The 25,448-nt window shown below is 46.8% G+C and carries 23 protein-coding genes; 16 read left to right on the top strand and 7 right to left on the bottom strand.

Annotated features, from left to right (window positions below; genetic code table 11):
- Positions 1 to 147: 147 nt before the first annotated feature.
- A complete protein-coding gene (gene trpS, locus NC99_RS17460; RefSeq protein WP_053186877.1) occupies positions 148 to 1,149 on the top strand; it encodes a tryptophan--tRNA ligase in 1,002 nt (333 codons plus the stop codon).
- Positions 1,150 to 1,219: 70 nt separating this feature from the next.
- Here trpS and NC99_RS17455 read toward each other — a convergent pair whose 3' ends face one another.
- Complete coding sequence (locus NC99_RS17455; RefSeq protein ID WP_053186740.1) at positions 1,220 to 2,131, bottom strand: HU domain-containing protein; 912 nt, start codon at positions 2,129 to 2,131, stop codon at positions 1,220 to 1,222.
- Positions 2,132 to 2,300: 169 nt separating this feature from the next.
- On the opposite strand from NC99_RS17455, the gene galE reads away from it, so the two are divergent.
- The 4 genes from galE (at position 2,301) to metK (ending at position 8,154) form a co-directional block, all read left to right on the top strand.
- Positions 2,301 to 3,329 carry a UDP-glucose 4-epimerase GalE gene (gene galE / locus NC99_RS17450; protein WP_053186737.1) on the top strand — a complete coding sequence of 343 codons (1,029 nt, stop codon included), beginning with the start codon at positions 2,301 to 2,303 and terminating at the stop codon, positions 3,327 to 3,329.
- A 629-nt stretch (positions 3,330 to 3,958) separates the two neighbouring features.
- A complete protein-coding gene (locus tag NC99_RS17445) occupies positions 3,959 to 5,986 on the top strand; it encodes a tetratricopeptide repeat-containing sensor histidine kinase (RefSeq protein ID WP_053186734.1) in 2,028 nt (675 codons plus the stop codon).
- Between the two features lie 66 nt (positions 5,987 to 6,052).
- The gene (locus NC99_RS17440) at positions 6,053 to 6,412 is read left to right on the top strand and encodes a DUF493 family protein (protein ID WP_082326553.1); all 360 of its coding nucleotides are present in this window, start codon (positions 6,053 to 6,055) and stop codon (positions 6,410 to 6,412) included.
- Between the two features lie 488 nt (positions 6,413 to 6,900).
- On the top strand, positions 6,901 to 8,154 hold the full coding sequence (gene metK / locus NC99_RS17430; protein ID WP_053186724.1) for a methionine adenosyltransferase: 1,254 nt from the start codon (positions 6,901 to 6,903) through the stop codon (positions 8,152 to 8,154).
- A 196-nt stretch (positions 8,155 to 8,350) separates the two neighbouring features.
- On the opposite strand, the gene NC99_RS17425 is transcribed toward metK, so the two are convergent.
- From NC99_RS17425 to NC99_RS17400, 6 genes are all read right to left on the bottom strand, one after another.
- Entirely contained in the window at positions 8,351 to 9,610 is a 1,260-nt protein-coding gene (locus NC99_RS17425) for a prolipoprotein diacylglyceryl transferase (protein WP_053186721.1), read from the bottom strand.
- Positions 9,607 to 10,206, bottom strand: a complete 600-nt coding sequence (locus tag NC99_RS17420; RefSeq protein WP_082326552.1) for an RNA polymerase sigma factor — start codon at positions 10,204 to 10,206, stop codon at positions 9,607 to 9,609. Before NC99_RS17420 ends, NC99_RS17425 begins: the two co-directional genes overlap by 4 nt.
- A 105-nt stretch (positions 10,207 to 10,311) precedes the next feature.
- Complete coding sequence (locus tag NC99_RS17415; RefSeq protein ID WP_053186874.1) at positions 10,312 to 11,262, bottom strand: DUF5777 family beta-barrel protein; 951 nt, start codon at positions 11,260 to 11,262, stop codon at positions 10,312 to 10,314.
- Positions 11,263 to 11,295: 33 nt separating this feature from the next.
- Positions 11,296 to 11,841 (bottom strand): YceI family protein, encoded by a 546-nt coding sequence (locus tag NC99_RS17410; protein WP_053186718.1) that lies wholly within the window; start codon positions 11,839 to 11,841, stop codon positions 11,296 to 11,298.
- Between the two features lie 12 nt (positions 11,842 to 11,853).
- Positions 11,854 to 12,243: a hypothetical protein gene (locus NC99_RS17405; RefSeq protein WP_053186715.1), complete on the bottom strand. Its 390-nt coding sequence runs from the start codon at positions 12,241 to 12,243 to the stop codon at positions 11,854 to 11,856.
- Between the two features lie 73 nt (positions 12,244 to 12,316).
- Positions 12,317 to 12,823: a CHRD domain-containing protein gene (locus NC99_RS17400; RefSeq protein WP_053186712.1), complete on the bottom strand. Its 507-nt coding sequence runs from the start codon at positions 12,821 to 12,823 to the stop codon at positions 12,317 to 12,319.
- 343 nt (positions 12,824 to 13,166) lie between these two features.
- Between NC99_RS17400 and NC99_RS17395 the strand changes: the two genes are divergently transcribed.
- The 11 genes from NC99_RS17395 to NC99_RS17345 all read left to right on the top strand — a co-directional run.
- On the top strand, positions 13,167 to 13,877 hold the full coding sequence (locus NC99_RS17395) for an SIMPL domain-containing protein (RefSeq protein WP_053186872.1): 711 nt from the start codon (positions 13,167 to 13,169) through the stop codon (positions 13,875 to 13,877).
- 304 nt (positions 13,878 to 14,181) lie between these two features.
- Positions 14,182 to 15,165, top strand: coding sequence for a hypothetical protein (locus tag NC99_RS17390; protein WP_053186709.1), 984 nt, complete (start codon positions 14,182 to 14,184; stop codon positions 15,163 to 15,165).
- A gap of 16 nt (positions 15,166 to 15,181) precedes the next feature.
- A complete protein-coding gene (gene pstS / locus NC99_RS17385) occupies positions 15,182 to 16,249 on the top strand; it encodes a phosphate ABC transporter substrate-binding protein PstS (RefSeq protein WP_053186870.1) in 1,068 nt (355 codons plus the stop codon).
- Between the two features lie 64 nt (positions 16,250 to 16,313).
- The gene (gene pstC / locus NC99_RS17380; RefSeq protein ID WP_053186867.1) at positions 16,314 to 17,165 is read left to right on the top strand and encodes a phosphate ABC transporter permease subunit PstC; all 852 of its coding nucleotides are present in this window, start codon (positions 16,314 to 16,316) and stop codon (positions 17,163 to 17,165) included.
- A gap of 6 nt (positions 17,166 to 17,171) precedes the next feature.
- A complete protein-coding gene (gene pstA / locus NC99_RS21985; protein ID WP_157625025.1) occupies positions 17,172 to 18,059 on the top strand; it encodes a phosphate ABC transporter permease PstA in 888 nt (295 codons plus the stop codon).
- 3 nt (positions 18,060 to 18,062) lie between these two features.
- Positions 18,063 to 18,845, top strand: a complete 783-nt coding sequence (gene pstB / locus NC99_RS21980) for a phosphate ABC transporter ATP-binding protein PstB (protein WP_053186706.1) — start codon at positions 18,063 to 18,065, stop codon at positions 18,843 to 18,845.
- Between the two features lie 22 nt (positions 18,846 to 18,867).
- Positions 18,868 to 19,554 (top strand): phosphate signaling complex PhoU family protein, encoded by a 687-nt coding sequence (locus tag NC99_RS17365; RefSeq protein ID WP_053186703.1) that lies wholly within the window; start codon positions 18,868 to 18,870, stop codon positions 19,552 to 19,554.
- A gap of 3 nt (positions 19,555 to 19,557) precedes the next feature.
- On the top strand, positions 19,558 to 20,235 hold the full coding sequence (locus tag NC99_RS17360; protein WP_053186699.1) for a response regulator transcription factor: 678 nt from the start codon (positions 19,558 to 19,560) through the stop codon (positions 20,233 to 20,235).
- A gap of 52 nt (positions 20,236 to 20,287) precedes the next feature.
- Positions 20,288 to 22,060 (top strand): sensor histidine kinase, encoded by a 1,773-nt coding sequence (locus NC99_RS17355; RefSeq protein WP_157625023.1) that lies wholly within the window; start codon positions 20,288 to 20,290, stop codon positions 22,058 to 22,060.
- A 273-nt stretch (positions 22,061 to 22,333) separates the two neighbouring features.
- Positions 22,334 to 23,551 carry a hypothetical protein gene (locus NC99_RS17350; protein WP_053186692.1) on the top strand — a complete coding sequence of 406 codons (1,218 nt, stop codon included), beginning with the start codon at positions 22,334 to 22,336 and terminating at the stop codon, positions 23,549 to 23,551.
- A 104-nt stretch (positions 23,552 to 23,655) separates the two neighbouring features.
- The coding region (locus tag NC99_RS17345) for a TonB-dependent receptor (RefSeq protein ID WP_157625021.1) at positions 23,656 to 25,448 on the top strand (1,793 nt) is incomplete at its 3' end.

Below are 25,448 nucleotides of genomic sequence, written 5' to 3'. Positions count from 1 at the left end.
TAAAACTAGCGAATAAATTAAAGTTTGCAAGCCAATTATGTTTCAAAGCCTCTTTTTGAGATGTGCTTTTGTCCCAGAAAATAAATTTTCGTCTTTCGAGGATTCAAGCTATTTTTGCAGCTCATTTTCATCGAAGAACAAGTCAAAATGAATAAAGCAACCGTCGTTAGTGGCATCAGGCCAACCGGATATCTACACTTAGGCAATTACTTTGGAGCAGTACAAAATTTTCTGCGCATGCAGGAAGATTACAACTGCTACTTCTTTATTGCCGACATTCACTCGTTGACCACCCACCCAACTCCTGAAAACTTGCAGGCGGGGGTAAAACAAGTGCTGGCCGAATACCTGGCCTGTGGAATCGATCCTGAAAAATCGACAATTTTTATTCAGAGCGATGTTCCCGAAGTAAGCGAGCTGTACACCATTCTGAACATGAATGCTTACCTGGGAGAGTTGGAGCGCACCACTTCGTTTAAGGACAAGGCGCGACAACAACCTGAGAACGTGAATGCCGGCCTGTTGACTTATCCGGTGTTGATGGCTTCGGATATCATCATCCACAAAGCGCACTATGTGCCGGTAGGGAAAGACCAGGAGCAAAACCTGGAGATGGCGCGCAAGTTTGCCAAACGATTCAACCGCATGTACAAATCGAAAGTGTTCCCCATTCCAAAACCATTTACCTTCGACGGAGCTGATCTGATTAAGGTTCCCGGCCTGGATGGGAGCGGCAAGATGGGTAAATCGGAAGGCAACGCCATCAACCTGTACGACACAGAAAAGGAAATCCGCAAAAAAGTGATGCGTGCCGTGACCGATTCGGGACCAACGGAAATGAATTCCGAAAAGCCGGAAGCTATTCAAAATCTATTTACGCTGATGAAAATCGTGTCGCAGCCCGAAGTGGTTGCCGATTTTGATGAAGCCTACAACAAATGCGAAATCCGTTATGGCGATATGAAAAAGCAGCTGGCCGAAGACATCGTGAAATTTACCGCACCCATTCGCGAGCGCATTGTGACCATTTTGGAAGACGAAGCTTATTTGGCCAAGGTGGCGCAAATGGGAGCTGAAAAAGCCCGAGAATCAGCTGCTGCCACATTAAAAGAAGTGAAAAAAGTGGTGGGATTCCGCAAATTCTATTAGGCAGAAAAAGAAAACCCTGAATCCAATTCAGGGCAACACATTTAAACCATCAAATTTTTGGGAACTATTTCTACCTTCTAAAGTAAACCCAAACACCAGATTCGGGCTTTTCGTCCTTTATTCTGTCCTGAGCAGCTTTGGCCTGCTGGAAATTGGCAAAACTATCCAACGCAATATAATGCAAGCCTTTAATCACGCCAATATTTTGTGCGTTGAATCCTTCGGCTTGCTTCTGCTTCACAAACTTTTCGGCATTTTCTTCGCTTCGGAAGCTTCCGCCAATGATAAAGTACGGATGATTCTGAACGGGCTCTTCAATAGCTTCCGATGCCTCAACAACAGCAGCAATTGGTTCAATTTCCTGAACGGATTCTCTGGCCGACATCATTTCCGTCAGGCTGCTGAGGTTTGACTTTTGCAGGTTGCTGGTGTTATTTTTAATGGGAACCAGCGCCAGTGCAAACAACAGCGGAATAGCAACCAATACTTTTTTTAAAGTTCGTTTCTGAAAGAAAACCTGCACCGCATCGCGCTCTTCGGCAGTAATTTTTGTACGAACCAGCTTTTTGGCGTACAAAGTTTCGTAGCTGAAAGCTGTCAGTCCGTACGAATCCAGGTTGAGGTTTTCGCGAAGCGCCGGATTGAACGTCAGGTTTTCGTTGTTATCATAAGCCAAGTGCCCAACGCCGTCAATCGCAATGGTTTCACCATCAGTCAGGCGGTAATTGAGTTCTTGCACCAACAGTTCCACTTTTTTGCTGGCAGCCAGATAATTGTCGCCTTCTTTTTCAACCAGATGATTGATCAGTAAGCCGTCATTGAATGTCAGTTTTTCGTTGAAACTAATTTCCTTGCTTGGTGGGGTAAACTGTGCCGACTGCACCCTGGCCGGTTTGTAATTGCTCACAAAACCTCCGAAGCCGGGAATGATCACGCAGTCATTCAGTAGCAAGAGTTCTTTGATGTAGCTTAAAATTTCCACAGGAATTATTATTTACGTCCAAAAGTAAAGAAAAATTAATGCGCTGCCAAGCCTAAGTTTTCAACATTTTAAGCGAGTTTTCAATGTTGCGGCCTAACATCCACACCGTTTTTGAATTACGCACTGCATATAAATTCGTAGTTTTGGAAAAAATACTCAATCAATTACTATGACTCAGAAAATATTGGTAACCGGCGGAACCGGTTATATTGGCTCACACACTGTTGTTGAACTGCAGAACGCAGGTTACGAGGTGATCGTCGTGGATGATTTGTCCAACTCAAGCAAGGACGTGCTGGACAATATCGAAACGATTTCGGGGAAACGCCCCGCTTTTGAACAGTTTGACCTGGCCGATGCCGCAAAAACCGACGAATTTTTCGTTCGAAACCAGGACATTGCTGCCATTATCCACTTTGCGGCCTCCAAGGCGGTGGGCGAATCGGTGCAAATTCCCTTGCACTATTACCGCAACAACCTGGTGTCGCTGATGAACATCCTCGATTGTCAGCGCAAGTACAAGATCGCCAACCTGGTGTTCTCCTCGTCATGTACGGTTTACGGACAGCCCGACAAGCTGCCGGTAACGGAAAGCACGCCGCGCAAGGACGCCGAATCGCCTTACGGAAACACCAAGCGGGTGAATGAAGATATTTTGAACGACAGCATCAAGGCTTATCCGGAGTTGAAAGGCATTGCCCTGCGTTATTTCAACCCGATTGGCGCACACCCCTCGGCTTTGATTGGTGAGCTGCCACTGGGTGTTCCGCAAAACCTGGTGCCTTTTATCACCCAAACCGCCGCCGGCCTGCGCGAAGGACTGAGCGTTTTTGGCGACGACTACGACACGCCCGATGGATCGGCCATTCGCGACTACATCAACGTGGTAGATTTGGCCAAAGCACATGTGGTGGCGATTGCCCGGCTCCTTGAAAACAAAAACAAAGCCAGCTACGAAGTTTTTAACCTGGGAACCGGCAATGGTTATTCGGTACTCGAAATTGTAAAAGGCTTTGAAAAAGCCACCGGCGTGAAGTTGAATTACAAAATTGTTCCCCGCCGCGCCGGCGACATCGAAAAAATTTGGGCCGATACTACCTACGCCAACGAAGAGCTGGGCTGGAAAGCCGAAGTGGGTCTCGAAGAAACCCTGCTATCGGCCTGGAACTGGGAAAAACGCGTACGCGGGATTCAATAGTTGGCAGTCGCGGTGACCAGCCTGCCCCGACACCTCGGGGTCGCAGTTGGCTGGTGAAAATTTTAAGGGAAAGGCTTTGTCCGATGGGCAGGGCCTTTTTGTTTTTGGTTTGCCTTTAGCCTGCCCAATGTCAAAGCCATCCAAAGAAACGATTCTTCCTCACAAGACTCAGAAGATCTCCCGCCACTTCGATTCTGCCCGGCTGAGGCTCAGCTGGCTTGTTTTTTGTTTATTTCTGCCCAGCTGAGCCTCAGACAGGCTGCCGAATGTCTTTTTCTGTTCAGCCGAGGCTCAGCTAAGCTGTCGAACATGTTTTTCTGCTCAGCTGAGCCTCGGCCAGGCCACCGAACAACTGTTTCTGGTCAGCTGAGCCTCAGCTGAACATCAAATTATTGCAGCGCGCAAAAAAAAACAATTTATGAGGAGTTCGATTTTTCTGCCGATGGAAAAATGATGACTGCCCTTTCAGCATTACCATCTTCAAACGGGCACGAGCTTGGTCGGGTATTTCTCCTTCTGAATTTTAGTTTGCTACCGATTTGGGTTGAAAAATTTGTAAGCAATAATTCATTATCTTGCTACGCTGAAAATGAAATTTTTCACCCGAATAAATTCGAGAAAGATACTGGATGGCGAGGCGTGTAAATAAACTGGTTTTCATTGGGATCACTGTACTGATTTCAGTTTTAGGGGGAACCTGTCAGCCTATTGAAAAAGATTCGATTCAACAATTACTGGCAAGCACTTCCGACGATTCGGCCAAAACAAAAATCTTGTTGCAGCTTGCCCGTTCATCAAATAACAAGCAAAAAACGCTGCAATATTACGCCGAAGCACTTCAGTACGAAAACAACAAACTTCGGACGGCCGAAATAACCGATACACTGGGACTTTTCAACTTGCAATTGGGAAATTACCAGGAAGCGATGACTTACTTTAAGCAGGCAAAACTGCTTTTTTACGAGCTGCAGGACAGCTTGTGGATGGGCAAGATTCATAACAATATTGCGGTGGTGCATTGGGGGCTGGGCAACAGCATTGAGGCACTGAGCAACTACCAAAAGGCCCTGAGTATTCGGCAGGCGATCAAGGATCATGCTGGCATTTGCAAGGTGATGAACAACATCGGATTGGTTTACCAGGATCTGGGATTGTATGAAGATGCCCTGGACTGGCACCAAAAAGCGTTGGCTATTGCGCTGGCCATAAACGATTCGTACGCCATAGCCTACTCGTACTCCAACATTGGGCAGTATTACGAGTACCACAACAGGCTTGATGAAGCACTGAAAACCTATGTCAAAGGATTCAATGCCCTTCCTGAAGCGAACACGAAGAACCGTTTCGACTCGTTTCTCTCTTCAAACATCGGAAGTGTGTACGAAAAGATGAACCAGCCCGACTCGGCACTTTTTCATTATCACAACGCAGCAACCTACGGCAACCGGATTTCCAACAGTAACCGCATCGCCATTGCGCAGCATCACTTGGGGAAAATTCATTTGAAGTTGGATCAGCTTGATTCGGCCAAATACTACATCAACAGCAGCATGCAGCTTTCGCGCAGCAAAAACTATCCGCCACTTATCCGGGACAACCTGTTCACCCTGTCGGAGATTGAAGAACGTGAAGGCCGGATTTCGTCCGCCATGAACTATTACAAACAGGCTTCGACGCTCAAAGACAGTTTGTTTAGTACCGAAAACATTGAAAAGCTCAACGACTTACAAATCAAATTTTTCACCGGGCAGCAGGAGCAGGAAAACCAGTTGCTGAGAAAGAACAATGAAATTCAGCGGATTACCATTAAGCAACAGAAAATGGTAAGCCACATTCTTATTACCGGCGGCTTACTCATCCTCCTGGTTCTGTTTATTGTTATTCGGAGCCACATTTCACTAAAAAAGCTTAGCCAAAGGTTGGAAGAATCGGAACGGGCACTACTGAAAGTCAATGCCGACAAAGACAAGTTTTTCACCATTATTGCCCACGACCTGAAGAGTCCTTTTAGCGGTTTTTTGGGAACGACCGATTTGTTGGTTGACGATTTCGACCAATTGCCAACCGATAGTGTCAAACGACTGCTGGCGGCCTTAAAAGATTCATCATCGAACTTATACGCCCTGCTCGAAAGCCTGCTCCAATGGGCGCAAGTTCAAACCGGAAGCATGCATTACCAGTTTGGCGAATGCGATGTTCATCAAATTGCGACAAGCGTAACCAACTTACTTGTGGCGAATGCCAAGCAAAAGCAAATTACACTGATCCAAACAATTCAGTCCAACACCTTGGTTTATGCCGATGAGAAATCGGTGGCGACCATCTTGCGAAACCTGATTTCCAACGCCATCAAATACACCAAATCCGGAGACCAGGTATTGGTTGAAGCGGTAAGAAAGGGATCGGTGATTGAGATTTCTGTGTCGGACAACGGTATTGGGATGAACGCGGAAACCTGCGAAAAACTGTTTGACATTACCAAAAAAACATCGCAGCAAGGAACTAAAAATGAAAGTGGAACCGGCCTTGGTCTCATTCTTTGCAAAGAATTCGTTGAAAAAAACAAGGGGCAAATTTGGGTCGAAAGCGAAGTGGGAAAAGGAAGCAAATTTACGTTTAGCCTACCAGTTCCCATTGAAAAACAGATTCAGCAATAAGCCCAGATCTAGCAAAAAAGACAAGGCAACCACCACCCCTCAGGCAACCCGGGAATACGCCCCTCCATGCAGATTTCACCGGGGTTTGTGTGGAAACCTGAGAAACAAAACAAGCTGTCGTGCGTTAGAAAGGCCAGAAAGGAGTTTTACACCATGGAAACGGATAAATTCAAAACTTTACGCTATCGCTTGATGGAAACCGAGAGGTGGCCATTGGAATACATGTTTAAGTTTATTGCCCCAAACAAGGACGGGAATGTAGACCAAATTAAAGCCATCTTACCCGATCATGGCGAAACCTCGTTTAAACATACGGCCAACCTTAACCATGTGGCCATCACCTGCGTTGCCACCATGGAAAATGCCGACCAAATTATTGAGGTGACCGAAAAGGTGGACGCCATTGAAGGGGTTATTATCCTGTAAAATCACGGGTAATTCTTTGCATTCGATTCCGTGTTTAAAATTTCTCCGTGAAACTCTGTGTTCTCTGTGGTTAAACGGGTGCACAAGTGCATGAGTACATAAGTGGCATCTTGCAACCAGAGGGAAACCCACTCCGCCGGTACGACTTGAAGCTTGGGCTTACAGCTTTCTGTTTAAAGGCGACTGTGACTGAACAGTTGATTTTCAAGGCCATTCGTAGTCATTCAATGATCGTTCACCACCAGTGGCCGAAGGAAACTGGATACTGGGACTGGTACGGAGTACTTTTTTGTATCCTCAAAAAAGATTGTACATTTGTATCCACTATTGTGGAAAGATTTGAGATTGATTGCAACCACATAAAAAAAATGCTAAAGCAATCGGCTTTAACTTTTCAATTCCATTCAATCTCCTTTTTTTACCACTGAATTTTTGCTGCTGCAAATCAATTGCACGGGCAGTTCATTGTTAATTTAATACACTGAGATATGAGTTATTTATTTACAAGTGAATCGGTATCTGAAGGACATCCGGATAAAGTATCCGATCAGATTTCCGACGCTTTGCTGGATGAGTTTTTAGCTTTTGACCCCAATTCGAAAGTAGCGATTGAAACCTTGGTAACGACCGGACAGGTGGTGTTGGCTGGCGAAGTGAAGTCGACAACCTATGTCGATGTGCTGGAAGCGACCCGCAAAGTGATTAATGAAATTGGTTATACCAAGGCCGCCTACCGTTTCGATGGCGATTCTTGTGGGGTGCTGACGGCCATTCACGAACAAAGCCCCGACATTAACCGGGGTGTGGATAAGGCAGACAAAATGGATCAGGGTGCCGGCGACCAGGGAATGATGTTTGGCTACGCCTGCAAGGAAACCGACGATTATATGCCGCTTCCGCTGGAATTGTCGCACCGTATTTTAATGGAACTGGCCGTTGTTCGCCGCGAAGGCAAGGAAATGACCTACCTGCGTCCGGATTCGAAGTCGCAGGTGACCATTGAATACAACGATGACAATTCACCCAAGCGGGTGGATACAATTGTGGTATCGACCCAGCACGATGAGTTTGATGCCGACGAGCCCATGCTGGCCAAAATCAAGGAAGATGTCATTAACATCCTCATGCCACGGGTTATTGCCCAATTGCCGGAGCGTGTAAAAGCCTTGTTTGGCGATGACATTACCTACCATGTGAACCCAACCGGCAAGTTTGTGATTGGCGGGCCACATGGCGATACCGGCTTAACCGGACGTAAAATTATTGTGGATACCTACGGTGGAAAAGGAGCGCACGGTGGTGGTGCCTTCTCAGGTAAAGATCCTTCGAAAGTGGACCGCTCGGCGGCTTATGCTGCCCGGCACATTGCCAAGAACCTGGTGGCAGCGGGCGTTGCCGACGAGATTTTGGTTCAGCTGGCATACGCCATTGGAGTAGCCCAGCCGGTGGGTATTTTTGTCAATACTTACGGTACGGCCAATGTGAAGCTCGATGATGGGCAGATTGCCAAAAAGGTAAAGGAACTGTTTGACCTGCGTCCGGCAGCCATCGAAGAGCGGCTGAAACTGCGCAAGCCAATTTACCGCGAAACGGCCGCCTACGGGCACATGGGGCGCACACCGGCGACAGTGACCAAGACCTTTGATTCGCCCTATTTTGGTAAGCTTGAAATGGAAGTGGAGCTGTTTACCTGGGAGAAACTGGATTTTGTTGATCAGATTAAAGCGAGCTTTGGGATTTAATCCTAACGACGATAAAAATGAAAACCCGGTCTGTGAAGGCCGGGTTTTGTTTTTAGGATTGTCCGTAAACCTATTATATTCTGTCAGAGCTGTCAATTGTTGACATTCATGGTCATTGATCGTTTCAAAACAACTAAATGACAATCAATGACCATGAGTGACTTTCTATATGAAGTAATCTTACGGATATTTTTTTCTACAAGGTCCAACTGGCGCTTAAAGCCATACCCAGCGATTGCAGCCTGACCTGGGCGTAACCAATGTCTTTGACCGGAATTTTCAGATAAGGCTGTAAACTGAGGCTCATTTTAGAGCTCAACCGCTGCTGGTAGCTGGCGTGCAGGTTCAGCACACTCAGCCAGTGTTGGTTTTCATTCACCAAGTGAATGTCGGCCGGGCTGTCACCATATCCGCCAGTGGAATTAAAGCGATAATCTTCCTTCAACATGATGTAGGACGAAATTCCGGTGCCGATGCTGATGGAAGTTTTTCCACGGCTGATCAGTGCATAGTTGAGATTGAGCGGAATGTCCAGCACCCGGCAGTCAGCATCTACCGTTTGAATGTCGGGATCGCCATAGCCTCCGTTTGAATAATTGCTGCTAAATCCGGTTTCATATAGCTTTTTTGCATACAATGCACCGGTGCTGAAACTCCACCGCTTGGTCAGCCCCAAAGTAACCAGCAGTCCGATATCGGTTCCCGTTTTTCCATCGCTGAGGTTATCCACTCCGTTGTAGGCCGGGGCAAGCAAAATGCTTAAAGCTACGAGTCGTTGCTCAGGCATGGCTGCAAGCGGCTCATCAGGTTCAAACACAACTGGTTCAGGGATCATCGTTGCTTGTTCGTCTGTTTGGCTTGACGGCCGGTCGTCTGGATTTTTGGTTGATGCCAGTTCTTGATCTGTCACTTCTGCCGAATCGGTCTGTAAAGCGACTTGGTTTTCGGTGCCCTGTTTAGCCGGCACAATTTCGGTTAAATCCGAAGGAATCCTTTCATGAGTCGCTTGCTCAGGGCTTGATTCTTGTTCGGTGGATACGACCCTTTCTTCACGGTTTGGTTTTTCGGCTGGCTTTTCATCCAGCGGTTTGTGTGCGGCAAGCGCCGGAGAATCGCTTGATTTGGACGAAGTATCGGGTGCTGTTGTTGGAGAAGCAGGCGACTCGGCATCTTCAGCTTCCGGAGTTTGGATTGTTGGCTGTTCAGTGGCCACTTGCGGGTTGATTGGTTCTTGCTTTGTGGGCCACAGCGCCCAAATGCCCAGGGCCAGCAGCAAGATGGCAGCCGCTCCGCTTAAGGGTTTCAACCAAAAAACAATGCGCTTCCTACGGGCATAACGATCCAGTCGTTGGCCCAGTGCAGCCCAGTCGCGTTCGCGATAGTCAACCGGCTCCTTCCCCTGAGCCAGCCCTTCGCGAAATAGTTCGTCAATATGCTCTCCGTCCCTGCTTTTCATAATCGATGTCCTCCCGCTTTCTCAAACCAAGTTTTCCCCTTCAGAATCAGCAACACAACAATTGAATGGGCTACTGTTAACATTTGCTGCAATTTTTGCCGGGCTTTGTGCAGGTTTGAACGCGATGTGCTGGCTGTGATTCCAATCATCTCGCCAATTTCTTCATGTGAGTATCCATCAATGGCGTATAAGTTAAAAACGATGCGGTAGGCTGGCGGAAGACGCTGAATAACAGCCAATAATTCGTCGTATCCAAGTTGATTTTCAATGCTTGCCTCATGGATGGCATTGTGCGATGTTTCAAGCTTTTCCATGTACGACCATTTCAAGTTTGACCGGTAATAATCAATGGAAGCATGATACATGATTTTGCCCAACCAAGCTTTAAAAGGCCACTTTGGGTCGTACTTTTCAATATTTGTAAATGCTTTGAAAAAACCTTCATTCAACACTTCCGAGGCTTCCGATTGGCTGTTGGCATAGCGCAAACAAATTCTCATGGCATAGCCATAAAGCCGTTTATACAAGATTTCCTGGCTTTGTCGGTCCTGCTTTTTACAACCTTCAATCAGTTGCTGTAATTCGTTTTCTTCCATGTATGGAACTACTTATTCATGTTGCCGTCGCTGTGAGTTTTATTTTGCTTACAGCCAATCCGTTAGATTTTTAACAGCTGTTTTTCCAATTGGTTTGTTCCATAGTCAATCTTTTAAGGTGAACGTACGGGTGATGCTGAACCCCCAGCGAAATTCGCCATCGGCCCACGAGCTGCTGGTTCCCGGAATGAACTGGTTTTCGAGAATGGCGGTAGAGTTGGTGAAGCTGAGGTTGAATACGTGTCCGCCGGTTTCAATTTCGAGGCCGATGCCTAACGGATTGTAGAATTTGAACTCCTGTTGTTCCAGAAAATAATCTTGGCTTTCCTGACTTCTGAAACTGAAGACGTAATCGACAACCAGAGCCATCCGGCGACTAAATTTCATCCGGCTTCCAATGCCCAATGCAAATAAGTTATTCATATCGTGGAAGGATACATAGTTGCGGCGAACATAGGTTGGCGACAAAGCCAGCGATAGCTTGTCACTGAATTTGCGGGTAATAATTGCCTGCGCTACATAGCTCATCCGGTCGCCAAACTTCTGAAAGCTGGCATCCGAGGTGGCCAGATCGGTTTTTTCCATGGTTGAGACCACCGCATTTCCAAACAAACTAACAGAGACCGGAACCTGGTCTCCAAATGTCTGTTGTATCAGGCGGTATTTTGAATTGACATAGAATAGTTGGCGCTGGTGGGTGCTTATGCCATTGGGCGCTCCTTTTGCACGGCCCAGGCCAATGCTCCATTGGTCGGACAAGCCGTAGTCAAAGCCAATCAGGATGTCGGTCGAATTGTCCAGCCCAAAAAAGGTTTTGACACCGCCGTTGCTTCCGGCCAGATCGCCAAACCGGTGCTTCACCACAAACAATAAGTCATTTTTATGAATCGTTTCGTTGGATTGTCCATTGATAATCCAGGGCGACTTAAAAGTGGCAATGACCGGAAGTCGTTTTTGTTCGGCTTCCGAATCATTAAATAAACTGCTCAATTCGTCCTGGGCTACAAGCGCTGTCGAGCAAATGCAGGTCAATAGCAGAAAGAAAATGGGTTTCATCGATTTCATTTTTCAATTTTCAAATCTTCAGATCTATTCCGAATTGGTTTGATACTTGGCAGCAACGCTTACTTCCACCACTTCCGCGATATTTTTAATCAACAGGCGGGGAATTTTTATTTCGTGATCGACCAGTTTAACCGGAAACGTAGCCTGAATAGCAATTTCCTCTTTTGTAACCTGGAGTTCACCGCTCACCTGATAGCTTTTGGTTACATTGTGAATGGTAAGCTCACCTTCAACACTTGCAGGATAGGTTCCTGCAGTTGAGAAATCAATTTCGCTCGTAAGCTGTCCTTTAAACTCGGCGTGCGGATATTGATGGCTTTCCATGTAATTTTCGTTGAAATGTTCCTGCATCAGGCTTTTTCTGAATTCGAAAGAGCGGATGGCCACTTTGAAATAGATTGATTTCGAATGCAGATCCAGTGCCGATACGCCTGCTTTACTTTCAGCCGAAATGTCCTCAAGAGGTGCATCCGAAAAAAAGCTTAAAGTTACCTCGTGTGAGGTCAGCACCTGGGCCTGAATGAGCAGGCTCGTGGCAAAAAGCAGGGCAGTGGTCCATACAAATTTCATAGCCTGCAAGTTTTAATTCAACGGTGCACAGTTTTGAATCCAAACATCGAGCGAATCGCGGATAGCCTTGGGGAGTGGTGCCATGCCCTGTGGCATGTCGGCGCCATCCTGGATCACCCGGGCGTAGAATGAACTTCCTTCGGCGTACGTGAGCAGTCCGTTGTAGTTTGAGAAATCTCCCGGACCAGTTGAATTGCCCGCGTGGTGACAACTGATGCAGTACTGATCCATAATACCTTTCACGTAGTTATTGTAGGTCACATCCATGTCGGGAAATTGAGGCGTGCAGTCTTCCTCTTCCTGAATTGGGTCTTCCTCGGGCAGCACTTCGTCCGCTTCGTTATTACAACCATAAAGCAGCATGATTGCAGCGATGACCAGTAAATAGCTTGTTTTTCTCATCCGATGATATTTTTTGTTTTTAAATGCACTTCAAAATTGGCTCAAATCCGGTTTTCAGCCGGCACCAAAGTCATTAATAACCACTGCCGTTTTCACCCGTGTTGTTTGAAGAACTGCTGCTTTTTGTCAAGGTCGCATTGACTTCGCCACCCGGATAATCGACTGTATGAATCATCATGTAGATTTTTCCTGCTGCCAGGTCGCTGGCTTGTTGCGAGGTGAGGCTGATGGTCCCGGAAACGGTTCCGCCTGTTGCTTCGGGGAATCCAGGAATGCCGACCATGACCGGGCCGTCATTGTGAAAGTGCATGTTTACAGCATTTGATCCCAAACCCGACCAGGTAGCCGAATAGGACAATTCCATGGTCGCAGGGTCATACGTGGCAGTGGCAGAGCCCGTAGCACTTGTCGTCACTTCATCATTGGCTTTGACAAAGTCGGCGGAGTAGTTGACTTTCATGTCGACCATCTCTTCCGGGTCGGAGTCATCGCCACAGGACGTCATTCCAACGAAGAACAGGATCACGAGGACAGCTGTCCAACTCACTTTTTCCTTGAATAAATCATTGATTGTTTTCATCGTTTTGAAATTTTAAGGTTATTAAAATGATTGCGATCTCCAGCGATAATTGAAGTTTCAATTGGCTTGCACGATCGCTTGTATTTATGGTTACGGAAGGCAAAATGGAAACGCTGCCTGAAAAATACTTTTTTGTCTTTTATTTGAATTTGGTTGACAAAACGGGCGAGTGCAGCGAAAGAACACCGACTTGATTGACGAAGTAGCGTAAGTTTCCAATGTTTTATTTGGCTTGCTTTTTGTTTATAAGCCAATAATTTTTCTTAATTTGGATACGCAAATCCGGCCGGGTCAATCAGCTTTGCCCGGCTTCAATTTTATGATACAATCAAAAAACAGAAACATGGAAAAAACAGGATGGTTATCAGTGGCAATGGTGTCAGTAGCTTTGATTATTGCTGGATATTTTGTGGGCAACATGCACAAAAATTCAATCAAATATAACCGGCATGTTGAGGTAAAAGGCCTATCGGAACGCGAAGTGGAGGCCGACTTGGCCGTGTGGCCCATTCAAATTACGCTGACCGGCAACGATTTAAAATTGTTGAAAGCCGATATTGAACGCCAAAAGGCCGAGGTGAAACAGTTCTTTTTAGATCAGGGGTTTAGCGATGAAGAGTTGAGCATGGGGTCGACCAACATTGAAGATGCCCGCGCCCAAATGTATGGTGGCAACATGGAAAACCGCCAATACCGCTATGTGGTGAAAACTGAGTTTACGGTGCGAACCAACCACATAGACAAGCTGCAAACGGCACTTTCCGAGTCGCTTGAGCTGATCTCGAAAGGTGTGTTGATTGGCTCGAAGAATACCTGGCGGCCCATCGAATTTATCTTCACCAGGTTGAACGAAATCAAACCTTCGATGATTGAGGAAGCCACCATGAATGCGCGCGAAGTAGCCGAAAAATTTGCCATGGACTCCAATTCGAAAGTGGGCAAAATTAAAACCGCCCGCCAGGGGCTGTTTACCATCACCGACCGCGACCAAAACAGCCCGCATATAAAAATTGTCCGTGTGGTGACCACCATCGATTATTTCTTACAGGATTAGCAAAATACACCCGGTGCATCCAGGTGGAAACTAACTTTTCAGAATCCCGTTCTTTGTAGAGCGGGATTTTTTATTGATTTTGTAATCATTAGTTACAAAGATGGCGGGATGTAACTGTTTTGTAATTTTAGATAAAGCATTGTTTATTAGTGCTTTTTGATCTGTGGGTGAAAAGCCGGGCATGAACTAAGTACTTTAATTAATCGTTTTGTAATAATTTATTAATCCGGCTGTAATGTTTTCGGAGTTCATTTGCCGGTGAATTCCGTGAGAGGAATAGCAAATTTTTATCAATCTTAAGTATATGAAACGTATTGGCGTGTTAACGTTAGTCATGTTTTGCATGGCACTAGTGGGCCTGGCCCAAACAACAGATGAATTTAAACCGGGTGGGAGACCAACGATGAGGATTTTCAGTAACTATCACAGTACTTTTTCTGATGGCGAAACCGCTTCGGCCTTTGAGCTTACCCGGGTTTATTTGGGCTACCAGCACCAGTTTAGTAAGGAATTGTTTGGAGCGGTGGTGCTCGATGTGGGTGACCCCGGCGTTGGCAGCCTGCAAATGACAGCCTATGTGAAAAATGCCTTTCTACGTTACCGCAAAAGCGGGTTTGAGGTGAATTTTGGAATGATTTCCACCACCCAGTTTAAGGTTCAGGAAGGTAATTGGGGTTATCGCTACCACGAAAAATCGCTGCAAGATGAGCATAGTTTCAACTCGAGTGCCGACTTGGGCGTGAGTGTGGCATACCAATTTTCAGAGGTCATTTCGGCCGACGTGATTGTTGCCAATGGCGAAGGTTACAAAAAACTGCAAAACGACAGCGTGTTCCGGACTGGCTTTGGATTGACACTGAACCCGGTGAAAAAACTGACCGGACGGGTGTACTACGATTTCAGCTCCAAAGAACACACCCAATCTTCGCTGGCTACTTTTATCGGCTACGAGACAGATCAGTTTCGGCTGGGTGCCGAATACAACAAGCAGTTCAACCGTCGCTTTCAGGAAAATCAGGACTGGGAGGGTGTATCGTTTTACGGCACGTATCATTTGGCTAAAAAAGTCAAGCTGTTTGCCCGCTACGACAAGCTCTACTCCAATACGCTGGCGGGAGAAGCCGAAGCCTGGAACCTATCGAACGATGGACAGACGTTTATTGCCGGGATTGAGTTTGCGCCGGTCAAGGGGGTGAAACTGGCCCCAAGATACAAAGGTTGGAGCCCGGATGACAGCAGTCAGCCAGCAGTTTCCAGCCTCTATTTGAATTGTGAAATCAGATTTTAATTGATAAATGAAAAGCATGAAAACATTCTTGTCCCTTATTTTGATCGTGGTGCTGTTTAGCGCCTGTCAAAACTCCGCAAAGAAAACGGGCGAATCCGGAGGTAGCTCCGTGAGCTTGACTTCAGCAGGAGCAACATTCCCTTTGCCATACTACAATTTGGTGTTTAAAAACTATGCGAAGGAAACCGGTGTTCAGGTAACCTACGGCGGTATTGGTTCTGGCGGTGGTATCCGCAGCCTGAAAGATAAAGTGGTTGATTTTGGTGCGACCGATGCTTATTTGAATGACGACCAGTTGGTTGAAATGCCAGCCGAAGTGGTTCACATCCCAACCTGCATGGGTGCGGTGGTGATTGCTTACAACTTGCCGGGAGTCGAAGAGCTGAAACTATCCGACAGCTTGCTTGAAAAAATATTTATGGGCGAAATTACCCGTTGGAACGACCCGGCTTTAAAAAGCAACAACGAAGGTGTCACGCTTCCCGACCTGGAAATCGTGTTTGTTCATCGTTCCGATGGTAGTGGAACCACGCATATTTTCAGCGATTATATGAGCAAAGTGAGCCAGAAATGGGCTGACGAAGTTGGAGCCGGCAAGTCGCTGAAATGGCCGGTGGGCATGGGCGCCAAGGGAAATCCCGGTGTGGCCGGAACTATCAGCCAAACCGAAGGCGCCATTGGGTACATCGGTTCTGAATTTGCCTTCGCGCAAAAAATTCAAACGGCCAAAGTTCAAAACAGCAGTGGCGAATACATCGAGCCAAGCATTGAAAGTATCAGCGCAGCAGCTCAAGGCGATATTCCTGCCGACACCCGGGTGATGGTTACCAATTCGGACTTTCCAACGGCTTACCCAATCAGCGGATTCACCTGGATTATTTTATACAAGGAGCAGGCTTATGATGGTCGTTCGGAAGCGTTGGCCCGGGGAACTGTTGAGTTTTTGGACTGGCTGGTTAGCGAAGACGCGCAAGCTCAGGCAGCGAAGGTCAATTATGCACCGCTGCCCGAGGCGACCGTTCAAAAGGCAAAAGCCATTCTTCGCAGTGTGACCTACAACGGTGAAGCGATTTTAAAAGAGTAAAATGATTTAAGCTAATACTCGGTGGGTGACTTCAAGTCACCCGCTGAGTAAGAAAAGGCAACAAATGAACAGCGATAAAATCACCAAAGCCGTCTTATTTTCTGTTTCAATTTTGATTCTGCTCCTGGCTGCCGGCATGTTATATTCCTTGGTGGGAGGTTCGTTGCCGGCTTTCAAAACCTTTGGCTTGCGGTTCATCATCTCCGGCGAGTGGGATCCGACTTATGGACGCGAAAAGTACGGCGCCTTGCCCTTTATCGTTGGTACTTTGATCACCTCATTTGCCGCGCTGCTCATTTCGCTGCCGCTTTCATTTTCCACTTCTCTTTTTCTGGGTGAATATTTTCGGGGAACACGCGTGGCGCGCATCCTGGGTATTTTGGTCGATTTGCTGGCCGGGATCCCGTCCATTGTTTACGGCTTGTGGGGATTTTACGTGCTGCGCCCCTTACTGATCGATCTGGGCTTTGGCGGACAAGGATTCGGCATTTTCACCGCCAGCCTGATTTTGGCAATCATGATCATTCCCTATGCCACATCACTCAGCAACGAAATTATTGGCATGGTGCCCAACGATTTGAAAGAGGCAGCCTACTCGCTGGGCGCTACCCGCCTGGAAGTGATCACTACGGTCACCATTCCTGCCGCACGATCCGGAATTGTAGCCGGCTACATCCTTTCTTTCGGCAGGGCTTTGGGCGAAACCATGGCCGTAACCATGCTGATTGGAAATACCAACTTGGTGCCCGACAGTTTGTTTGACACCGGAAACACCATGGCCAGTGTGATTGCCAACCAGTTTGGCGAAGCTGACGGGCTCAAGCTCAGTTCGCTGATTGCGATCGGACTGCTTTTGTTTCTAATGACCGGAGTGATTAACGCCATCGGCAAGTTGATTATTAAAAAGATGAACTAAGTAGCTATGGAATCCATCGATATACTGAAAAGTCAGGATCATTCCTCCGGCAGGTTGCTCAAAGACAAGCTGGTGCTTGGCGCGGTGATTGTGCTTTCGCTGATTACCATTTCGCCCATTATCCTGATTATTTGGAAGCTGGTGGTGGAAGGTTACCGGCAAATCAGCCTCGACTTTCTGATTGAAAACACGCCCGACACCTTCGAGGCGATGACGGCTGTTGCCAATGGGGAGCTGATTCCCGGAGGTATTGCCAACGGCATTGTGGGTACCTTGCTGATGGTCATTCTGGCTTCGGCCCTTGCCATTCCGATTGGAATTTTAACGGGTATTTACCTTTACGAAAACCAGGGCAGTTTTATGGCCAATATCACCCGCGATATTTCCGATATCTTGCAGGGCGTGCCCTCCATTGTGCTGGGATTGATCTCTTATTTGTGGATTGTGAAACACATTACCATGGGCTTTTCGGCTTTGGCCGGAAGTGTTTCCCTGGCCATTATGATGTTGCCCATGATTGTACGATCCACCGAAGAAACTTTAAAAATGATTCCCGAAAGCCTCAAAGAAGCCGCGCTGGCACTGGGGGTTCCGTACCACAAAGTGATTTTGAGGGTGCTAATTCCCACCGGATTTAGCGGTTTGATCACCGGCATTTTGCTGGGCATCTCGCGCATTCTGGGAGAAACGGCCCCGCTGATGTTAACCGCGTTGGGAAGTTCCATGATTAACCTGGATATGACCAAGCCTACCAGCGCCATTCCTTTGCTAATCTGGGAGTTTTACAACGACCCCAACATGGTCGGCCTCATCTGGAGCTCGTCATTGCTGTTGATGGCAATGATTCTAGTTCTGAATTTGGTTTCGAAACAAATTGTTGCCAAAAGACGATAGAACATGACTACAAATACCATTGCTGAAGTAAAGAACCCGATCTTGTCGCTGAATGATTTGTCGATCGCTTACGACAAGAATTATGCGGTGAAGAATGTTTCAGTCGAAATAAAGAAGAACACGGTCACCGCCATCATGGGGCCGTCGGGTTGTGGCAAGAGTACCTTGCTTAGGGCTTTGAACCGCATGCACGAGCTATACGAAAATATCACCACCGAAGGCGAGGCATTGCTCAACGGGAAGAATATTTACGAGATGCCGGCCATCAAGCTGCGGCGGCACATGGGCATGGTTTTTCAACGCCCAAACCCGTTTCCGACCATGAGCATTTACGACAACGTGATTGCGGGCTATAAGCTGAACGGCATCCGTACCAAAAAAGTGGAGCGCGACGAGATTGTTGAACGCTCGCTGCGCGATGTGGCACTGTGGGACGAAGTGAAAGATTCACTTTTCAAAAAAGGCACCTTCCTGTCCGGCGGGCAGCAGCAGCGTTTATGCATTGCTCGGGCGCTGGCGTTCAGTCCCGAAGTAATTTTGATGGACGAACCCACCTCGGCGCTCGACCCCATTGCGACTGCAAAAATCGAAGATCTGCTGGTCAAGCTAAAAGAGCACTATACTATCGTGTTGGTTACGCACAACATGTCACAGGCCGCACGCATCTCTGATTATTCATTATTTATGTATCTTGGTGAGTTGGTTGAATATGGCAAAACCAAAAACATGTTTACCAACCCCATTGATCCGAGAACAGAAGAATACTTAACGGGTAAGTTTGGTTAACAATCAGTAAAATATTCAAAATATGACCCTAAAAAAAGATGACGCCATTAATCATATCCAGGCCGACTTTGAGGCTTTTGCCAACCTGGTGCTGGAACAGCTCGACATGATGGAGCAAATCGTCACCTCAGGCGAGATTACCGTTCCTGACGATGTGTTGAAAAAAATCCTGCAAAACGAGAAAGACATCGACAAACGGGAAGTGAAGCTAAGCGATAAGATTGTGAATGCCATTGTGCTGTACAAGCCGGTAGCTTCGGATTTGAGATGGATTATGGCTTGTTACCGCATTATCCTGAGCCTCGAGCGGATTGGCGATATTGTGTTGAATGTGACAAATTTCGTCAAGAAAATAAAAACGCCCGAAGTGTATGACCGGCTGAAGGAAGTGCTTTCGAACATGACCATCCAGAGCATCAAGATGGTTCGCAAATCGTTGCTTTCCTATTTAAACGACGACCGGGAATTTGCTATTTGGACCATTAAAAATGATGTGGTTTTTGACGAAGTCAATCATAAACTGCTGAAAAAGATTTTGGCCAAAACCGACACGGCCGAGAGCAACAAGCATTTGCTGATGAGTATCGTCACCATCAAGGAAATGATCTCGAACATTGAACGCATTGCGGATCATGCTACCAACATTGCCGAAGCCGCGATTTATTCGATTGAGGGGAAGGATATCCGTCACCATAAAATTGACAAATAAACCATGGATTATACGCCCAAAATATTGGTAGTTGACGATGAAAAGGATCTGCGCGAAATCCTGCAGTTCAACTTGTCGAGCGAGGGTTTCGAAATTGATGTAGCTTCGTCGGCCGAAGAGGCCCTGAGCCTGTCGCTGGAAAATTACCACCTCATTTTGCTCGATGTGATGATGGGTGGCCTGTCGGGTTATAAAATGGCCGATATCCTACGAAAGGAAAAGGAGCTGGATGTGCCGATCATTTTTCTGACAGCCAAAGGCTCGGAAAATGATTTGCTGACCGGATTCAATGTGGGTGGCGACGACTATATCGTGAAGCCTTTTTCGATCAAGGAAGTGGTGGTGCGCATTAAAGCCGTTTTGAAACGTGGAACGATGACCAAAAAGCCATCAACAATACTGGAAGTTGGTGGTTTGCAGCTCGATATCAACCGCAAATCGGCAACCATTGATAACGAGGCCGTAAAACTGACCCGGAAGGAATTTGAAATTTTGGCCTTGCTGATGAAAAACCGCGGAAAATATATTTCGCGTGATGAGATTTTAAGCCGCATTTGGAGCGATGATGTGATTGTGACCGAGCGAAACGTGGACGTGAATATTGCCCGCTTGCGGAAGAAGATTAAAGAATATGGCGCTGCCATCAAAGGCCGCTCCGGTTATGGCTATTGCTTCGAGTAAGGAAGGTATTTGGAACTTGGAAATTGCAACTTGAAATTTAAAACATACAACCGTGGTACTTAAACGACGAACATACAAGCATCGTATTTTTATATACTTTTTTGCTGCCTTCATCTTTTTCATGATTGCTATTCTGGCTTTCCAGTTCAACCGCGAAAAGCGTTACCGGACGGACCAGTTGGAAAACACGCTCGACAATATCGCAGGCTTTACCCACCGTTATATCGAGCATTACAACATTATTCCAGAGCAGAACTTCGCCCGGCTGGATACGGTGAAATACCTGATTCCGGAAAGTAATATCCGTGTGACCGTGATTGACGGGAAAGGCGAGGTGTTGTATGATAGTTTTGTGCCCGACGCTGAAGAAATGGAAAACCACCTGATGCGCCCCGAAGTGCAAAAAGCACTCTATTCTGAAACCGGAGCCAACATCCGGCATTCCGCAACGACGGGGCAGGATTTCTACTATTTCGCCCGCTTTTACGACGACTATTTTGTGCGCTGTGCGGTGGTGTACAACATTGAGGTCAAAGATTTTTTGAAAACCGAACGCGTGTTTATCTTTTTCATGCTGGCTTTGTTCATCATGATGTGGATCCTGCTGTCGCTGGTGACCAACCGCCTGGGAGAGTTTATTGACCGCCTGCGCGATTTTGCCGTGCGGGCTGGAAACAATGAAGATATTGACCCGAATTTTGGTTTTGCTGACTCGGAGTTTGGCGATATTCGACGGCAAATCATTCAAATATATAATCGATTGCGAAAAACAAAAGAGGATTTGACAGCCGAGAAAGACCGGCTTTTTAATCACCTGAATGCCTTGAATGAAGGGATTGCCTTTTTTCTTCCCAATAAAGAAAAAATACTGGCCAACAGCCATTTCATTCAGTATATCAACCTGATTTCGGAGCGTTCGTCAGTTTCGGCCGAAAAGCTTTTTGAGATCGAGGATTTTAAGCCGCTCCTGGTTCAAATTGAAAAATACCTCAGTCCAAATTACATCGTTAATTCGAAGGACTTACCCCAGTTTTCGGTTACGATTTCAAAAAATGAAAAGTACTTCAACGTTCAGAGCATTGTGTTTCCCGACAAAAGTTTCGAAGTGTTGATCAGCGATGTTACCCGTCCCGAGAAAAGACGTTTGCTAAAGCAGCAACTGACCTCGAATATTGCCCACGAGTTAAAGACTCCGCTGGCGTCGGTCAAAGGTTATTTGGAAACGATTTTGAACAACAAAAATCTTCCGAAGGAGAAACTGACCTATTTTATTGAGCGGGCTTTTATTCAGAGCGAACGATTGAATTCTTTGCTGAACGATATTTCCTTGTTGAATAATATTGAAGATGCCGGCGATCTGTTCGAATTCAAACAGGTTCATCTCAGGCCATTGATTAACGATGTGATTGAAAACCTGGAATCGCGGCTGGACGAGAAAAAGATGCTGGTGCAGCTTGCTGTAAGCGAGCAGGTAACTGTTTATGGAAATGATAGTCTGCTGTCATCCATTTTCCAGAATCTCATTGAAAACTCGGTTAATTATGCCGGTGAAAATACCAACATCCTGATTAAGCAATACCTCGAAGACGAGAAATTCTATTACCTGAGTTATTCTGATACGGGCAAAGGAATTGCAGAGGAGCACTTGCCGCGCATTTTCGAGCGTTTTTACCGGGCCGATGAAGGTCGCACGCGCGAAAATGGCGGCACCGGACTCGGGTTGTCCATTGTGAAAAATGCCGTACAGCTGCACAAAGGCGATATTTCGGTACGCAACAAGCCCGAAGGAGGATTGGAATTCCTATTCTCGCTTGCCAAAGGATAAAGCGCCCCGATTTTCCGCTTATTAATTGAATTGTAATCAGATAAACAAACCCCGGTCAGTTTTTGGCCGGGGTTTTTTGCGTTGTTTATCAGGGTATTATTAAACGGCTTGTTATCCAAATGTAATACAAGCGTAGCCAAACTGTAATCAAGCTGTAATAGGTTTACCCGTACTTAGCATCCGAAAACCAAACAGATTTAATCAGCAAAAACAAGTTGATTCAGAAAAACGAAACAGAATCAAAATTTAAAATTCAGATTAACATTAATGACTATGAAAAAATTAAGTCTTTATCTCGTAATTGCTTTGTTCGGAAGCTTATTTGTATTGAGTTCTTGTGATGACAAGGATGATCCAATTCCCCCTGTGGAGGAAGAAGAAACAGAATTCACCATTACCTCCAATATTAGCGAAGATACCACCTGGGAAACCGGCAATGTGTATGTTCTGGGTAACCGCGTTTCGGTGTTGGACGGCGCTACATTAACCATTGAGCCTGGCGTGATTGTAAAAGGACAGGCTGGTACTGGAGCCAACGCTACGGCTTTGCTTGTTGCCCGCGGCGGCAAGCTGATGGCTGAAGGAACAGCCGATGCACCGATTATTTTTACGTCGGTAGCCGATGAACTTTCACCAGAAGATGTTGAAGCCGGAATTTTTGGAAGTCCAAATCTTGACCCGGACATCAACGGCCTTTGGGGTGGTGTAATCGTGTTGGGTAAAGCGCCCATTTCAGCCTCAAACGAGTCGGGTGATGTGAGCGAAGTGCAAATTGAAGGAATTCCAACTTCCGATACCAATGGTTTGTACGGTGGAAACCAAGCTGCCGACAATTCCGGGGTTATCAAGTATATCTCCATCCGCCACGGCGGGACCAACATCGGATCTGGAAACGAAATCAACGGCCTTACTTTAGGCGGTGTTGGTTCAGAAACAGTGATTGAAAATGTTGAAGTTGTGGCCAACCAGGATGACGGTATCGAGTGGTTTGGCGGAACGGTTAATGTCAAAAACGCATTGGTGTGGAATGTAGGCGATGATGGCATCGACACAGACCAGTCGTGGAACGGAACGCTGGATAACTTTGTGGTTGTTACCCCAACCGGACATGGTTTCGAATTGGATGGACCGGAAGGTTCCATGGAAGCCGGCCACATCATTAAAAACGGGACTGTTGTAAGCTCGGTAACAACCGAAGACGGAACAAGAAGTTTGGAAGACCTGATCAATGTTGATGACAATTCAATTGTTGACCTGATGAATATTTTCATCACCGGAATTATCGAAGGCCAAATGATTAACCGCGTGACAGCAGCAGGCGTGACCTTCGAAGGAATTGAGCTGGATGTAGCCGAAGCCGATTTGGCAAGCCATGTCAATGGCGATGTTCCGGCAGGCGTAACGGCAGTTAGCTCACCAACTGTAGGCGCCGATGCATCGGTGTTCGGCTGGACATGGGCTTCAAAAGCAGGAGCTTTGACAGGATTATAATATCAACCCCCTTTTTTTTAAAAGTCTGAAAGAGAAAACAGGCTTGCAAGAGCGATTTTGCAAGTCTGTTTCTTTGTGTATTTCGGGTTTAAATGTTACAGTATATGAAGCTTTTAGTTACGGTATTTTTCTTTTGCTCGTTCCTCACTTTATCAGCCCAGCAGGGCAAAATCAGGGGAACCGTTTTCGATGACAAAACAGGCGAAACCTTGGTTGGTGTTGCCATTCAAGTGGAAGGCACTACGACGGGAACCATTACGGATTTGGACGGACAATTTTCCATGGATATGGATGCGGGCAGCTACACCTTACTCATGTCGTTTATTTCCTACCAGCGGTTGACTGTGAATGAGGTGCAGGTGAAAGCCGGCGAAGTGACGGTTTTAAATAACCTCCGCCTGAAAGAAAGTACCCTGGAGTTGGAGGAAGTGGTGGTGTCGGCCGAAATTATCCGAACGACCGAAGCAGCGCTGAACACCATCAAGCGGCAATCGGCCACCATCATGGATGGAATTTCTTCTGCTAAAATGAAATTGGCAGGTGATGATAATGCCGTGGAAGCCGCCAAGCGGGTGACTGGTGTTTCGGTTGAAGACGGCAAGTACATTTATGTCCGGGGCCTGGGCGACCGCTATTCGAAAACCACCCTGAATGGCATGGACATTCCAGGCTTGGACCCGGATCGGAACAGTCTGCAAATGGATATTTTCCCCACCAACCTGATTGACAACATGCTGGTGAGCAAGAATTTTACTGCCGATATGCCTGCCGATTTTACCGGGGGAATGATGAACGTGGAAACCAAAGATTTTCCTGAAGCGAAGTTCATCAGTGTTTCGGCAAGTACTTCGTTTAATCCCGACATGCACCTGAACTCCGACTACCTGAGCTACACGGGAGGAAAAACTGACTTTCTGGGCTTTGATGACGGCACCCGTGCTTTGCCTTCGCGTGCCAAGCTGCCTAACATTCCTACTCCGGTGAGTAGAGCTTCGCAGCAGGAAACCGTTGACTTCATCAATTCATTCAACCCGCAACTGGCTGCACGTCAGAAAACAAGTCCGGTCAATTACAGTGTCAGTTTTTCGATGGGCGATCAAATCAATTTAAGAAAGCATGCGGGCAACAGCTCAAAACTAGGCTATGTTTTTTCGCTTTCATACAAAACGGAATACAAGTATTACGATGATGTGGTGTATGGCGAATACCAGCGTTTTATCGATCCCAACAAGTACGAGATGCGCTACGCCACCCTGCAAAACGGGGCTTTGGGCGAACAAAATGTGCTGGTGGGAATGCTGGGTGGACTGGCCTATAAAAACCGGTTGACCAAAATCAGGCTCACAGGTTTGCGGCTTCAAAATGGCGAAAGCCGGGCCGGTATCTTTCATATTGAAAATGATGGCGCAGCAGTTGGGCAATCTGGCTATGAGGCGACCTCGCACAACCTGGAGTACAACCAACGCTCGTTGTCGAACATGCTGCTGAACGGAACCCATGTTTTGAGCAACTCGGGCTGGGAGATCGACTGGCGGTTGTCGCCGACTTTTTCCACTTCCGAAGATCCAGATATCCGTAAGACGGCTTTTACCCACACGGCAAACGGAAGCTTTTTCATGGCTGGAGCCGGCGGAAACCCCACCCGCATTTGGCGGTCGTTGGAGGAATTGAATGCCATTGCGAAGTTTGATGTGACCAAAAAATACTTTTTTCGGGAAAAGGACGCCAAATTGAAGTTTGGTGCGAGTCACGCCTATAAACAACGCGATTATGAGATTTTGTTTTTCGACATCCAGTTTTTCGGCGGACAGTCGTGGCCCAATCCCGATCCGGCGATTGTGCTCAATCCGGAGAATATTTATCCGAACAAGCCCAACAGCATTTATTACCAGTCGGG

It is taken from the genome of Sunxiuqinia dokdonensis (assembly GCF_001270965.1).
In the GTDB taxonomy this organism is placed as follows: domain Bacteria; phylum Bacteroidota; class Bacteroidia; order Bacteroidales; family Prolixibacteraceae; genus Sunxiuqinia; species Sunxiuqinia dokdonensis.
The sequence above is the reverse complement of the archived record's forward strand: the minus strand, read 5'-3'. Positions and strand labels throughout refer to the sequence as shown.